Raw genomic sequence first — 14,623 nt, forward strand, 5'->3', positions numbered from 1 at the left:
CTATCAGAGTGACCCTCGACGACTCATCCAGGTGCGCGCTCCATACGCGGGCCAAAACCAAGATCGTAGCGGCCGCTGACGGCTCGAAGCTCCGGGATTGATATTGACCGCGATGCGCGGCACCATCCGACAGGTGCGCACGGAACCACAGATATGATGGCTTTCACTCTTGCTCCGCAAAGGAGTTTGCGTGGCACGTCTGCCGTGGCCAGCCTACCCGCTGGCTGGCGCGCCGCGACTCCGAATGCAAGGCCCAAGAGGCGCCGTAACTATTACATGCATCAATTCCAATGTGGTATCGGCGTCTCTAAAATTGGTATTGGCTTTAACGAAGGCGGGTAGACCACAATGCTCTAAATTGATCCATCTTAATTGGAGGATGAGTGCTGCAGGAACTCCAGCATTACGTGAATGGGGGGTGGGTATCCCCCTTGGAGCCGAAGCTCCGGGGCGTTATCGGACCTTCGACCGAGGAAGCTTTCACCGGTGTTGAGGTGGGGGCCATAAAGCACGTTGACAGGAATGTCACCGCTGCTCGCGCGACTTTTCCCTGCCGTTCTCGCATTACTCCGCAACAGAGATTGCAACTACGGCGGAATATCCTTTCAGCGTATGAGAGACGTTCGAGCGACGTGACCGAATTTTTATGTCGAGAGATGGGTGTCCCCCTGCAATTTGCGCGCGAGTGGCAATCGGTTTTTATTTATCGTGACGCTGTTGCCTTGGCAGCTGGCTCTCACAAGACCCGATTCAAGCAATTCGCGCCCCGGCGGCGACGGCAATGAAACACTGAGTACTGGAGAGATCATGGCATCCGTGACAATACTCGCGCCCACAGGAATGCTAGGTGCAGGCTTTGGGCTTGACGCCTTTGAACGCGGAATGGCGCTGCGGCCCGACGTCATTGCGGTTGATGCAGGTTCCCAAGATCCGGGACCCTACCATCTTGGTTCTGGCACGCCGCTGTATTCCGACCGGATTATCAAGCGCGAGCTTGAGGCCCTGATCCCTGCGGCGCGTGCGGCCCGAATCCCACTGATCGTTGGCAGTTCGGGCGGGGCGGGGACCAACGCGCAGGTCGATCGGGTCGCGGAGCTTGCCAAGGAAGTTGCCCGTGAGCACCGGTTGCAATTCCGGTTGGCCAAGATTTACTCGGATATTCCGAAGGAGCGCGTTATTGCGGCGATCAAGGCGGGAGAGGTCCGCGACCTCGGGACCGGATTCGAGCTGACCGAGCAGGATGTGCAGGCGTTCTCCGGGCTGGTAGCCCAGATGGGAGACGAGCCGTTCCGTGAGGCACTCGACCAGGGCGCCGACGTGGTGATCGCCGGACGGGCATGTGACGATAGCGCAATTGCGTCCTTTGCAATTTGGAAGGGCGCTGACGAGGCTCTGGCCACTCATATGGGCAAGATCCTAGAGTGTGGCGCTTTCAGTGCAGAGCCATTCGCGATGGACGTCATGCTCGGTACCGTCGACGAAGGAGGTTTTATTCTGGAGCCAGGCAGCCTCGCGCGTCGCGCCTCGCTGAAGTCCGTGGCGGCGCATTCACTGTACGAGCGGGAGGACCCCTATGTTCAACACGGGCCTGGGCGGGTACTGGATTTGTCTAACTGCAAATTCGATCAGCTCGATGAGCGGCGTGTAAGAGTGTCTGGCACACGTGGCGAAAAGACCTCCGATTATTGGATCAAGCTGGAAGCAGCGAAGCCAGTTGGCTATCGGTCAGTCTGCATCGCGGGTATCCGATGCCCTACAATGATTTCGCGCCTCGACGAAGTGCTGGAACAGACGCGTGAAGCGGCTCACAAACGAGTCCAAGATCCTTCTCTTCGAATTCTCTTCCGCAAGTACGGTATCGACGCTGTTATGCGCGAGCTCGAATTCGAAAAATCGCTTCCCCACGAGGTTTGTCTCCTGATCGAGACGACCGCAAAGAACCAGGACATCGCCTTCGACGCATGCAATGCACTTGGCGCGAAGCTGGCCCACGCGGAGTACCGTGGTCAAAAAAATACCTCTGGCAATGTCGCATTTCCGTATTCGCCGCGAACTTTGAACGTAGGCCTGCAATATGAATTCGGGGCGTATCACCTCATGAAAGTTAAGTCTGCGCTCGAATGCTTCCCAGTCGTGATGGAGGAGGTGTGATATGTCGCAAACTCGTCTCGTGAAACTCGGCAACTTGGCAGCGATCGTCCGCAGCAAGAATGCGGGACCATACCGGCTGACGCTCGACGCGCTCTTTGATCGTGATGACCTCTTCTCCGCGGTTTCGAAGAGTGGCAGCCTCAGCCCTGAAAGCGTAGCTCGCGCTTATGGCGTGGATCTTGCCATGATCTCGTCCTTCTTCGAAGTGCCGGTTGCTCGAGCGTTCAAAGTCACCTTGATCCGGCCGCACGCTCAATGCTCGTTAGGAGAAAGCGACGTTTATGGGATGCAGCAGCACGTGCCCTTTATGAACATGCTGATCCCGGTTCCCGTCGATGTCTCGGAATATCACGACATTTGATCAGTCTCGATCGGTAGATGATGCCGCTCGTCGCGCATCCCACTAGTTGTGCGCGTCAGGCACGGTCTCGAAAGCACCTTTGCGCGGCGTCGAGCGGAATTTACGGGCGGCGGCCGTCACTTAGTGACGAACCCGAACCGCGCGCGCAGGTGCACAAGCAGAAGGGACGCGATTGCCAAAGCGCGCAGTATAGCTGCCTGGCTACTGCCCAGAAGTTCAAGGCCGGCTGTGCGACGCGACCGCTAGCGTGCCAAATTCCATGCCTGATCTAGCCAATCCGAACAATCACGTTCTCTAAACGGCGCGATGCTGGAAGCTGGCTGCTCATCGGTATCGATCTGAAGGGAATCAGCCTGATCGATCCCAAGCCTTCGAACGAAATGGTCGCGCTCGCCAACGACAAGGGCATGCGGCTCAATCCCTGCGCCAAGGAGACCGGGACGGATCGCAATTGCTACTCCAACCGACCATCTCCCGCGAAATTCGACCAAGAGTGATACCCAAGCGGTCATCACGATCACGGCATGCACATTAAATCAAAACCCATTCCTTGAAGCGTCCACTAAGAGTTGTGTAATTGTTTGCCCAATACTCGTAATTGTAGAAAGCATGCTTTGGGCTGCTAAAGTCGGGAGCGAGACGCCTCACTGCCGGGTCCACGGATTCTTCGGCACCCTTCACAACTGCGGTATTACCTTTTACGCGGTTCATCATTGTGGCCTGCTGTTGCGGACGCGTTGTGAATTCGATAAATCGCATGGCGGCTTCTCTGCGAGGGCTGCCCTTCACCACGCTGAAATAGCTGGTGAAAATTATGCACTGCTCCAGAGAGAATTCGATCGAAGTGCCCGCATCCTTCGCGGACAGGACGCGATTCAAATAGCTCCACGAGTAGTCGACCTCGTGGGTCTGTATCAGTGAAGTCCCCTGTCCAGTCTCGGAGTACCACTTCTTGACATGGGGCTTGATCCGATCAAGCGCCTTGAATGCGCGCTCAACGTCGAGCGGGTAAAGACCGCTCGGTGCAACACCATCAGCGACCAGCGCGATTTCCAACATTCCTGTCGCGCTATTGCGAAGAGTCCGGCGGCCGGGGAAATTCGTAACATCCCAGAACCCAGCGAGATCTTTCGGTGGCTTTGGGCGGATCGGATCGTAGGCGATTCCACCGTAGTAGCCGACACTAGGCACGCCGAATTGATTTGATTTCAACGTAAAACGTGAGGGATCGATGATATTGTAGTCAATCGGCTCCCAAAGATCCTGCTTGAGACCTTCGAACGTCAAATCCTCGACGACATCCCACAAAATATTCTTTGAATCGACTTGGGCTTTCACCTTTGCTAAATCGGGGCCGGAGATCATTGTCACGGATATTCCAGTCTCATTCGTAAAGGGTTCGATCCAGAATTTCTGGACGAACTCCCCCCACGTTCCTCCCCAACTGACTAGCGAAATCGTTGTCGCCGCGCGCGCAGGCTGAGAGATGACGAAGGGAGAGGACAGGAGCGTCGCAGCACCAGCGCGCAGCAGCTTCCGGCGGTTTATCTGCGTCATGTGAATTACCCCTTGATTGACGAAAGAGTGTGAAAACAGGCATGGCATTGTCCAATACCAAATGGAGACAAAGCCACACCAGATTGGAATAGATGGAAGTCATTCGCATCGGTGATTGCGTTTCCGGTTTACGCTGGCTTATCCTAGCTAGCTAGGCCCTCCTGCGGAAATTGGCGTAGTGAATCAATGCTGAGAACCGATCTGGCCAGCTTGCGAACCGCCGACAACTTCGCTCTCGGTAGAATCATTGGGATCCGACTCACCGCACGCGAGTCGTCGGTAAACTGATCGCCCGATGCACATCCGCGAACTGCAGCTTGCCACAGCGATGCGACGTCTCGCGCGCACGTTTCTCGATAGTGCGCAAGGTAGTTGGGGGCGCTATTTGAGCAATCACGTTCAGCACCTATTGGTCTGCGGACGGACATGTGGTCTGGAATGGAGCAGCTTAAGGGCGATTGCCAACTACGTGCGGGAGCAATCGCGCGAGATTGCGTCGCTGCGTAAGCGGGTAAGCATGGGTATCCCAGCAAACGAGTGACATGGCGTACCGGTCCTGTTCGGTCAGTTCAGATGGTACGGCATAGCGCGCTGAGTGCTGGTCGCATGGCGCAAGATCGGCCGCAGCATGAGCACCATTGCCGCGCAACAGCGCGCCCAAGCGGAGCGACGCAACCTCATTGCGGTACAAATCCAGTGAACCAGGGAAGCAGATCGAGCGCGCCGGTGGAGTTGTGGCTGAACAGTGGCACAGACGTTTCGGGGCGGTCGTCAGTGTCGCTGATCACATTATGGCGCATGCCCACGGCCGAGATCGTGACAGACTCTTCGGTGTCGTGGTTGAACGCATCGGGCGCGACGCCGAACAGCGGACACATTCATTTCGGGATGCGAACGACAGCAGGCCGGCGACGGTCACCGATCGTAGCCGTCGAGCATCGCCAGCGAGGTCGCCAGCGGCCCCTCTTGGGCGCCGCCATGGCGGCGCACCGCTGCGGCCACGGCTCAGCGCCAGGCAAACGTCGCCACCGCGATCTGACTGATCAGCGCCGTCGAAGCCATGCCGCCCTCGATCAAACACGGCGAAGCTTGCGCCTGAACAATTGCGCTTTCACATGCGCGGCAACCATAGTTTGGGACGCATCGTGCGCAGGATCCGCACCACCGCTGGAATCCGGTCCAGCGTCTCGCTGACCTCCTCACCAATGCGATGCAGCTCGCCTGCACAGCACAGACAGATGTTCGTCGTCGGCTCGATCACCACGTCACAGCGTGGCCGATGTTTCGGCAGCGATCCAATGTTGCGTTCCTCCTCGATCGCGGCCTGCTTTAAGTCGGCGTCGCCGCGTCGTCGTTGGCCGGTGCCGGCACCGCGACAAGATCAGCGCAAGTTACTCGGCCACCATCGTCGAAAGCCGCTGAAGGAAAATCGTCTGGACGAAGCGCCATAAAAAGCTACTGGCACAATACCGCATCAAGCGAAAGCCCGAACGCGGGTTTACGCAACTTCTGCCGGCAGCCTCAACGCGCGAGGGCACCCGACACCAATCCGGGCCCGCGAACAAAATCGAAAATTGCGTTGCGCTCAGCGTCACCACACCGTCCTGGATCATCGGACGTAGAACGGCCGCCCTTGAGCCATTTCGTCATCAGCAACATGCCGCTCCCATCCCAAACGATCAGCTTCAGGCGATCATTTCGTTTGGATCGAAAAACGGAAATGCCACCGCAGTCAGGAATCCTGCAGCGCTTCCGACACCAACGCGACCAAGCCACGCGCCTATCACTTGGGAGATGCGCGGTGGCCATTTGTGGAGAAGTGAGCGCGCGGGGGCGCCACGCATCGCGTTTGTCGACAAGTAGCTCTGGCTATACTATCGCTCCATTGCGGCAACTGTGTGCGGCATTGCCGTGCTCCTGGACAAGTCGAGAACGCGCGCCCGGTTGAGGTGCTACTAACTAACCTTCAGCGCTCACATTCTAATGTATGTGCAACTCGCCGAACGGCGCTTCGGCGGCCATGATCGACTTTGATCTCGAAATTTTGCGCGCGCTTATTGAGAGGTCGGGGTTTGCCGCATGTGCAATAATTCCGATTTGGTATTGATTCACCCAAAATTGGTATTGGTGTCGGAGGAGGCGGTTTGTCACCTTGAATCGTGATCAATCAAAATTGATAATTTCAAGGAGGAGACGGTATGCGAGCGGCACGCTTCACCCGCGATGTGCGTCAACCTCGGCATGGCGTTGCACTGATGCCGCACATGACCGTAGTTGACGACGAGGCAGTCCCCTGCGCCGGCGCCGTGAATTCACGGGAACAATGTGCTCTGAAATCGTCTCGCTCCGTCAACGATAAGATCTCCGCGAGAAGATGCGGGGGCCAAATCAAGCGTATGTGCAACAAGCCGCGAGCAGCCTTGATCTACGCTTATGGTCAGGAAGATGGATCCGATATCTACGGCGGCACCTGCCAGATCAGCGTGGGCAAATTCGTCTCGCCTTGGTGCACCGGATGAGTTGTACTCCCTGCCGCGCAACCGCGCTTTGCCAGATTTCATTGCGAATCTGCTCAGCAGACGTATCGTCGTTGCCGGTCGGATGATGGTTACTGGAGAAAACTCGATTGCCGCTCCTGATGCCATGCGAGCTGAAGGGGTGAAGCTAGCGGTTATGCTCCGCACCCAGAGGGTGCGGGCAAGCGGCATCGATGACTCTATCTCAGGCGGCGCAGCAATGTCCTGAACGAGGATTTGCAAGCAGCTCTTTCATCGACGGCATGGCCCGAGCGATCATCAACGCTCCGAGAACGGCCTTCACAGGACAGTAAAAATGGTTTTCGTCTCGGGCCGAGTCGAGGCCCGAACCCAGGGGGGCGACTTGCTTCGTCCTTAGCCGATATGGTGATTCTCGAGAAATGACGATCGTTTCGCGACTAAAAATAATGACAGCAGTACATCTTCGGGATCGGAGATATGGGCCATTGACGCTGAGCTGGACCCCTTTCTCTTTTAGACAATGAATGGAGACAAAGCGTATGAACCGCCTGATGCCGGACGTCTGCAGGGCTCAGCAAGCACACGATCTTCGCGGAGAACGGATGAAGCCTGACAATTATCTATCGTATCGCCATGCCAATTCTCGCGGGACCGAGTCGGGGAAGGCTGCGGTCGAATTTCGCTCACTGAGGAAGACCTACGGGGCAGCAGTTGCGCTTGATAGAATCGACCTGTCGATCTCGGCGGGAGAAGTTTTTACACTATTAGGACCCAGCGGGTCGGGAAAGACGACGTTGCTCAACATCGTGTCCGGAATGGTGACGCCGACAGGTGGCGCCGTGCTGATCGACGGCCACGACGTCACGAATATTCCCCCACGGCATCGCAATCTAGGAATGGTATTCCAGAATTATGCCCTGCTGCCGCACATGTCGGTCTTCGATAATGTGGCTTTTCCGCTTCGCATACGCCAGATGCCTAAACGGGATATTGAGCAACATGTCACGAGTGTACTTGAACTGGTCAGGCTCAAAGAACTCGCCCACCGCAAGCCCAGTGAGCTATCGGGTGGCCAGCAACAACGCGTCTCGATAGCGCGATGCTTGGTCTATAAGCCCAAGCTCATCCTAATGGACGAGCCGCTCGGTGCGCTCGACAAGAAGCTGAGACACCAATTGCAGTTCGAAATCAAAAAGATGCACAAGGAGCTCGGAGTGACGATCCTTTTCGTCACCCACGATCAGGAGGAGGCGCTGGTCCTCTCCGACCGAATTTGTGTTATGAACCGCGCCCGCATTGAGCAGGTTGGTACGCCTAATGAACTGTACTTTCGGCCCACAAACGAATTCGTGGCGGACTTCTTGGGTGAGGCCAATCTCATTCCAGGGGCAGTAGATCAGTCCTCTGGGGACGTCGCGCGTATCCGAACTCAGGACGGCTCTCTGATTGCGTGCACTTTGCAGCGCGGCGTCCCCACCGCCAATCAGATCAAGGTAATGGTACGCCCAGAGTCTATTCGGCTGTCGAGGCTTGAACAACGAAGTGAACTCGGCGTACAGGGCATCATTCAAGACCTCGCATTTGTGGGTCACGCGATCCGCTACACCGTGAAGGTCGGCGACCAGCGGCTGACGGGTTTGCAGACCAGCGGCACCGGGACACCGATCTTCGAGCCCGGGAGGCAGGTTTGGGTCGATTGGTCTCCGGCGGACGCGATTTCGCTCGCGCCTCAAGCAGGTTCATGACGTTCTTTGCAGCGTGCAACACTATTAGCTGAATGGGATGGAGTGCCAATGTCGATCCAGATGAATCGACGCGAACTGACCGGGTATTTAGCCCCCGTGACCGCTTTGATGGCGTTCGCTCTGGTCGTTCCCCTCGTGTTTACGTTCTACAGCAGCATCGGAGGGAAGCAGCTTTCGCTGGAGGCGTATGCTAACTTGTTTAATAGCCGTCTGTTCACCCGCGCCGCGCTGACTACACTGGAAATCTCCTTGTCATCGACAATGGTCAGCATGGTGCTCGGTTACCCGATCGCTTTGCACCTGTCGCGGTTATCCCAGAGGTGGCGACCGATCTTTCTGATCTTCGTGCTGCTGCCGTTCTGGACGAGCATCTTAGTCAAGAGTTATTCGTTCATCGTCGTGCTTGGCGAGAACGGCTTGGTCAATAACGTGCTCTCAGCGGTTGGCCTGCCGACATTGCCGATGATGTTCAATCGAGTGGGCGTACTGGTGGGAATGTCCAGTTTCCAAATTCCCTTGGTCGTTTTTCCGCTTCTTGCAAACCTGCTGGCCCAAAGCCCCGACCTCCGCAAGACAGCCGCGGTGATGGGGGCGTCCGACTTTCGCATCTTTTGGCAGATTACCTTTCCCTTGAGCCTGCCGGGTCTGCTTGCCGGCGGGATCATGTGCTTCGTGGGCGCAACAGGTTCCTTCGTGACACCGGCGTTGCTCGGCGGGCGGAAAGATATAATGGTGGCCAACCTAATCGACTTTTACACTCGCGAATCCCTTGATTGGGCCTCCGCATCGGCCATCGCAATGATCTTGCTCGTTCTGAGCTGCACGCTGTTGTACCTCCTCAGCCGCCTACGAAGCGCGAACGCGCTGATCTGAAGGAGCGACCCAATTGAATCCGGAATCGTCAGAGTCCTCAGTCTCTAATGCATGGATCGTGGTCGGATTGGCCACATTCATGTACATATACCTGCTCTTTCCAAGCTTTGTCATCGTCCCGTTGTCTTTCGGCAACCGAACAGAGATCGTGTTTCCGCCGGACAGCTATTCGCTCGATCTGTATCGCGAGTACTTCGGTTCATCGGACTGGCTCACGGTTACAAGCCGCAGTGCCGTGTATGCGCTAATGGCCGCCACCTTGGCGATGGTGGTGGGAGTGCCAGGCGCATACGCGTTGTCGCGCACGAGCTTTCCCGGCAAGCGGCTATTGGTTATGCTGGTCCTCAGCCCCATGCTGGTGCCGGTGGTGGTCATCTCGCTTGGGCTATACCTCTACTATTTACGAATTTCGCTGACCGGTACCGTCATCGGCGTTGTACTTGCGCATGCCATGTACGCGACGCCGTACGTTGTCCTGACAGTGTCCGCCGGCATCGAGAATCTGGATGACCGACTAGAGAAAGTGGCGGTCATCATGGGCGCGACTCAGTGGCGTGTGTTTCGCCAGGTCGTGCTCCCACAGCTTGTTCCGTCCTTGGTCTCGGCCGGATTGTTTGCCTTCCTGATCTCTTTCGACGAAGTTGTGATCGCATGGTTCGTCACGGGGCCGAGCACGTTGACGCTTCCGGTGAAGATGTATTCGAGCATCAAGTGGGAGGTCTCACCGGTGCTGGCGGTCGTCGCGACGCTCCTTACCGCCGTTTCGATCATCGCCTGTATCCTCGCGTATGCATTGAAACAAGGTAGCTCTCGCCGGACTGCCCAGCACAACAAACTCATCGCAAGTGAGGAAGAAATGGACCATGAGGGTTATAGCTCGATGAGCACAGCCCGCTAATCAACTTACACTCCTGATGCCGCAGGCTCCTGTTGTTTCGCCGAAGCTTGGCTTTCCCGCCGGGATAGTCGAAAAAGAGCAGCGCACAGCACGCGAGCTGCACCACGACGGCATCTCCAGAGGCGTCAAACCGACTTCAACCGGGCCGACACCACGGCGATGGTCATGCTGTTCAAACGGGCGTTCGCGCCTTCGGCCTAGCCGAGGCTCGTTTGACTAGCTAGGGTCTAGGAGATTCTCGCTGAGCAGAGCTGTGATTCAAGACTTCCAAGAAGGGGGACTTGATGGGGCAGAAGCTGTACGGGCGGAGGGCTGTTGCCGCATGGGCGGCTCAGCGCTCATCCCATCGATGACCGACGTGTGATCAGCGGAATCCTCCAGATGCTGCAATATACCCCTTCAATCGTTGGAGCCGCCAAGGCGTGTGGGGCAATATTTCTACGCGCCGACCAGCTCAACCGCCCGGATCAGGGCGGTGTCCATCAACCCGACACATCAAATCTCCCACCGCTCGGCGGCGAGCGCAAAAGGGGGCAGTTCCAGCAGGCGGTCGGCCACTCGCGAGACGAACGCACCACCAAAATCCACACGCTGACGAGGATCACGGACGTCCGATCGCCTTCGTGATCACGCTCGGCAAGTGCCACGGCGGCACGCTAGCTGCTGCCTGCTGTCTTCTCCTGCTCAACGATTGTTGGCTGACAGGACGGAGGACACCAATAGCCTGCGTGAGTGGTTGGCCGAGCGGGGAACAAAGACAGTAATTCCGCCTAACCCAACTCGCAAGCGTCCGCACCGATACGACGCTAAAGTCTACAAAGGACGCAATCTCATCGAGCGCATGTGTTGCCGCTACGACAAACGAGCCGACAACTTCCTTTCCGCCATCCTCTTGGTCGCCGCCGTCACTTGATGGATCAAATTGAGTCCGGCCCCTATCACTACTTTGGCAGATTGTCGGTTTTGCCGTGCTTTATAGGATTCCCGAATCAATTTTTCAATGATTCATGGGTGGTCGGCTCTTGGAGGGCTGACCATGGCGGGATGGGAAGACGAACTTGAACGCTGGCTGATGCCGTTCTTGGACCGGCTGGGTCATAAGACTCGGCAGCGGATGTGTCCTCTGTATGTTGCGGGACTGATCGGTCCTGGCGATCGCAAGAGCGTTCAGCCGATGGCGGAGCGCCTTGCCACGGGCAACTACGACCAGCTGCACCATTTCATTGCGGACGGTGTCTGGGACACGACGCCGCTCGAGACGGAGCTGCTCAACCAGGCGGACCGACTTGTCGGCGGTAGGGATGCGGTGCTGGTTATTGATGACACCTCACTGCCGAAGAAGGGCGAACGCTCGGTTGGTGTTGCGGCTCAATATGCGTCCGCTCTTGGCAAAATGGCAAATTGCCAAACGCTGGTGTCTTTGACGCTTGCGCGCGGCGAAGTGCCAGTGATGGTCGCGTTACGTCTCTTTCTGCCTGACGGTTGGACAAGCGACGTGTCTCGTTTGAAGCGCGCTCGCGTGCCAGTCGAACACCAAACGCCACGGTCCAAGCCGGAAATTGCTTTGGCCGAGATTGACCGAGCCATGGCAGCCAACCTGCGCTTGGGATGTGTGCTGGCGGATGCAGGATACGGACTTAGCGCACCGTTTCGACAAGGGCTAACAGAGCGCGGGCTGACTTGGGCTGTCGGCATCCCCCGGCACGTGCCCGATATCTTATCGATTGCGGCAGAACAAATGCTGGCCAGCGCCAAATGGAAAGCCGTGAGCTGGCGCAGCGGGACGAAAGGTCGGCTGAAAGCCCGATTTGCTGCTCTCCGTGTCCGCACCGCCGACGGCCCTCCTCAGCGGATTTGGGATAAGGGTCAGCAGCATCTCCCGGGCGACGAAGCTTGGCTCATCGGCGAGCAACGCGCCTCAGGGGAGAAGAAATACTATCTTGCCAATCTCCCTGCGGCGACGGATCTGCGCACACTAGCCGCCACCATCAAGGCAAGATGGATTTGTGAGCAGGCGCATCAGCAGTTGAAGGAGGAGCTCGGACTTGATCACTTCGAGGGGCGATCATGGCAGGGTCTTCATCGCCACGCCCTGATGACAATGATTGCCTACGCCTTCCTGCAGCATCGTCGCCTCGCACATGCGGGGCGGAAAAAAAAGAATCAACGGACCTCCGCCTCAGCCAACCATGCCCGCCGTACGTCACGCCATCGTCGATCTCATCCTTCGGCCGTCGTCTCAACGGTGTCCACACTGCCGAAAAAAAATCCTTGAAAAACACTGGCGCAGACCGATTCTGCCAAAGTAGTGTTAGAAAGAGAGCATCTTCATCGCCCGGGTGTATCGAGGCTTGTAGCTGGTGCACATGAATGCACAACTGGCAATCACAAAGCCGGCCGTGCCCGGCTCCCCACTTGCTCGGCATGGTGGCTCAGAGATCAATCGGCTCAGAAAGGCCATTGACTCTCCACCGTACGAAGCGTGCCATTGTGAGGTGATTGGAATACACTTTACTGAAAGTTGGTGCGTTAGTCCGTTTCGCACAGAGTTTGCGCGCCGATAACGAACACAATCTGGCATATATAGCGTTTGAATGGCCTGTCGGACGGACCGCCCAGGAGACTGCATGAAAGCTATTAAAACGCAGGCGGTTCGAGCGAATCGCAGTTAGGTCCCTCGAGCGCCGATGCCGTAGTGCGGTACCATATCATTCGACGCCGACGGAAGCGGCTTTCGCTACATTGCGCAGGGTGGCGTTGCGGTTTCAGAGTTTCGTCTGATCAGCTGGTTTTTAAAATGAGGAAACGCGGATGACTCCTATGAACCGTCGAAACGCCCTGAAGATCGGGGCGGTCTTGCCTCTGATTGCAGCTCCCTTCGTTCTGCCGCGCCGGGCCGGTGCCACCACGACGATTTCGGTCGTGAGTTGGGGGGGGACCTACGGCGAGCTGCTGCGGCAATTCTGGCTCGAACCCTTTACAGCCGAGACAGGTATTGCCGTGCAGTCCGTGACTGGTCCTGAACTAGCGAAGATGAAGGCCCAAGTCGAAACCAATAACATATTGTGGGACGTCATCGACTGTGACCCATATATATCAGCAAAAGAAGGCCTGCTGGAGCCGATCGACTTCAAAATTGTTAACCCTGATCGATTCACGGTGAAGGTCTCCCCCTTTGGCGTCCCGGCGGGCGTTTACTCAGGGGGCATCGCCTACGACCCAACCCGCACGCCGGCTCCGGCAAAGGACTTTGCTCAGTTCTGGGACGTCAAGAACTTCCCCGGGCGCCGTGGCCTTCGGAATGGCGTGACCAGTATGCTCGAAATGGCCTTGCTCGCGGACGGCGTAGCGCCGGACAAACTGTATCCGCTCGACGTCGAAAGGGGTTTCCGATCGCTGGATCGCATCAAGCCCCACGTCAAAAAATGGTTTGCGGCCACCGCCGAAGGCACGTCGCTCATCCAGACCAAGGAGGTCGACTATACCTATACCTTTGCGAACCGGGTGTTCGATGCAAAGAAGACGGGGGTTTCTATCGAACTCTCACGCGATCAGTGCATCAGCACCGTCCAGTATTTTTGCGTGCTGAAGGGAACGCCGCGCAAGGAGGCCGCGATGCGGTTCCTCGAATTCATTACGCGGCCAGAACAGACCGCAAATTGGGTGAACAAGGTAGGTTACATGACCGCCCCCCCGGTGCTCAAGGGCACCGAAGGCCTTCTGAATCCGAGTGTTCAGAACTACGGGCCGGATCCCTCCAGCACGAAGCACGTGATCTATAATGCAGAATTCTGGGCGGATCGTTATGTGGAGCTCGACAAACGCTTCAAGGAATGGATCCTGACGTAAGGACATCGGCATCGTCTATGGACGGACGCCGGTGCGCTCAAGGCAGGCATGCCGACAGACGACACGCTCAACATTTCAGTGAACACGCTCAAGTTCGACGAAAATCTCGCGCATGTCCGAGAGGCTCCAACGGTGCTGCGGGAATTCTGAATAGCGGCCACTCGCCATGTTCGCGTCACAGAACGATGGCGTGCTCCGGCGGTGAGACGTAGAGGCCCACGACATCGCGCACTTTGGCCACAAAGTTCGGATCGGTCGAGAGCTTGAACGTCTCCATCCGGTGCTGCTGAGCTCGAAGACCCGCCAGATGCGTTGTACCGTCGAGACCGATAGGCCGCTGGTCTTCGCCATGTCGCGAGAACTCCAATGGGTGGCGTTCTCAGAGCAACTCTCCGACGTTCCCACGATCACGACTTCGATGCGGGCTTGGTCAATCGTGCGCGGCGCGCCGGAACGCGGCTCATCGTGCAGCCCGGCCAAGCCCCGCTCCATAAACGCGGCCGCCACTTGCCTACGGTCTGCCGGTCCAGCCCTAGCCTGGCCGCTACTTCCATGTTCTGACCACCTTCCGCACAGGTCAGCACTATTCGGGCTCTCAGAGCCAGCGCCTGCGCCGGCTTCCGCCGCATCGTCAGGACGTCGATTCGGCGCGCTCGTCATTGCTCAACATCAAGGGGGCGAGTTGCTGGAC

General features: G+C 57.3%; 13 protein-coding genes and 2 pseudogenes. 8 read left to right on the forward strand and 7 right to left on the reverse strand.

Annotation, left to right across the window (positions count from 1 at the left end; translation table 11 throughout):
- The first annotated feature begins 407 nt into the window (after positions 1 to 407).
- Genes SO156_RS10475 through SO156_RS10485 form a run of 3 tightly spaced genes read left to right on the forward strand, consistent with a single transcriptional unit; the run spans position 408 to position 2,512 of the window.
- Positions 408 to 785, forward strand: coding sequence for an aldehyde dehydrogenase family protein (locus SO156_RS10475; protein ID WP_498534769.1), 378 nt, complete (start codon positions 408 to 410; stop codon positions 783 to 785).
- A 22-nt stretch (positions 786 to 807) separates the two neighbouring features.
- Positions 808 to 2,151: an acyclic terpene utilization AtuA family protein gene (locus tag SO156_RS10480; protein ID WP_498534727.1), complete on the forward strand. Its 1,344-nt coding sequence runs from the start codon at positions 808 to 810 to the stop codon at positions 2,149 to 2,151.
- Position 2,152: 1 nt separating this feature from the next.
- A complete protein-coding gene (locus tag SO156_RS10485) occupies positions 2,153 to 2,512 on the forward strand; it encodes a DUF4387 domain-containing protein (RefSeq protein ID WP_498534728.1) in 360 nt (119 codons plus the stop codon).
- A 531-nt stretch (positions 2,513 to 3,043) separates the two neighbouring features.
- Here the strand turns inward: SO156_RS10485 and SO156_RS10490 are convergent.
- The 4 genes from SO156_RS10490 to tnpB all read right to left on the reverse strand — a co-directional run bounded on the left by SO156_RS10490 (position 3,044) and on the right by tnpB (position 5,878).
- Complete coding sequence (locus SO156_RS10490) at positions 3,044 to 4,069, reverse strand: ABC transporter substrate-binding protein (protein WP_498534729.1); 1,026 nt, start codon at positions 4,067 to 4,069, stop codon at positions 3,044 to 3,046.
- 677 nt (positions 4,070 to 4,746) lie between these two features.
- Positions 4,747 to 4,947: a hypothetical protein gene (locus tag SO156_RS10495; RefSeq protein ID WP_498534730.1), complete on the reverse strand. Its 201-nt coding sequence runs from the start codon at positions 4,945 to 4,947 to the stop codon at positions 4,747 to 4,749.
- Between the two features lie 233 nt (positions 4,948 to 5,180).
- A complete protein-coding gene (locus SO156_RS10500) occupies positions 5,181 to 5,333 on the reverse strand; it encodes an IS66 family transposase zinc-finger binding domain-containing protein (protein WP_498534731.1) in 153 nt (50 codons plus the stop codon).
- A gap of 257 nt (positions 5,334 to 5,590) precedes the next feature.
- Entirely contained in the window at positions 5,591 to 5,878 is a 288-nt protein-coding gene (gene tnpB / locus SO156_RS10505) for an IS66 family insertion sequence element accessory protein TnpB (protein WP_498534732.1), read from the reverse strand.
- A gap of 1,291 nt (positions 5,879 to 7,169) precedes the next feature.
- Here tnpB and SO156_RS10510 point away from each other — a divergent pair.
- The 5 genes from SO156_RS10510 to SO156_RS10530 all read left to right on the forward strand — a co-directional run bounded on the left by SO156_RS10510 (position 7,170) and on the right by SO156_RS10530 (position 13,932).
- The gene (locus tag SO156_RS10510; protein ID WP_498534733.1) at positions 7,170 to 8,312 is read left to right on the forward strand and encodes an ABC transporter ATP-binding protein; all 1,143 of its coding nucleotides are present in this window, start codon (positions 7,170 to 7,172) and stop codon (positions 8,310 to 8,312) included.
- 48 nt (positions 8,313 to 8,360) lie between these two features.
- Positions 8,361 to 9,185, forward strand: coding sequence for an ABC transporter permease (locus SO156_RS10515; RefSeq protein ID WP_498534734.1), 825 nt, complete (start codon positions 8,361 to 8,363; stop codon positions 9,183 to 9,185).
- 79 nt (positions 9,186 to 9,264) lie between these two features.
- Entirely contained in the window at positions 9,265 to 10,083 is an 819-nt protein-coding gene (locus tag SO156_RS10520; protein ID WP_498534735.1) for an ABC transporter permease, read from the forward strand.
- A 1,000-nt stretch (positions 10,084 to 11,083) separates the two neighbouring features.
- Positions 11,084 to 12,358 (forward strand): IS701 family transposase, encoded by a 1,275-nt coding sequence (locus tag SO156_RS10525; RefSeq protein WP_498534736.1) that lies wholly within the window; start codon positions 11,084 to 11,086, stop codon positions 12,356 to 12,358.
- Positions 12,359 to 12,903: 545 nt separating this feature from the next.
- Positions 12,904 to 13,932: an ABC transporter substrate-binding protein gene (locus SO156_RS10530; protein ID WP_498534737.1), complete on the forward strand. Its 1,029-nt coding sequence runs from the start codon at positions 12,904 to 12,906 to the stop codon at positions 13,930 to 13,932.
- A 178-nt stretch (positions 13,933 to 14,110) separates the two neighbouring features.
- On the opposite strand, the pseudogene SO156_RS10535 reads toward SO156_RS10530, so the two are convergent.
- The 3 genes and pseudogenes from SO156_RS10535 to SO156_RS10545 form a co-directional block, all read right to left on the reverse strand.
- Positions 14,111 to 14,268 (reverse strand): annotated as a pseudogene (locus SO156_RS10535) (IS630 family transposase); the annotation flags it as partial.
- 27 nt (positions 14,269 to 14,295) lie between these two features.
- Positions 14,296 to 14,373, reverse strand: a pseudogene (locus SO156_RS10540) (hypothetical protein); the annotation flags it as partial.
- On the reverse strand, positions 14,340 to 14,561 hold the full coding sequence (locus SO156_RS10545) for a helix-turn-helix domain-containing protein (protein ID WP_498534738.1): 222 nt from the start codon (positions 14,559 to 14,561) through the stop codon (positions 14,340 to 14,342). The gene SO156_RS10545 and the pseudogene SO156_RS10540, both read right to left, overlap by 34 nt.
- Between the last annotated feature and the right edge of the window lie 62 nt (positions 14,562 to 14,623).

It is taken from the genome of Bradyrhizobium sp. UFLA05-125 (assembly GCF_059803515.1).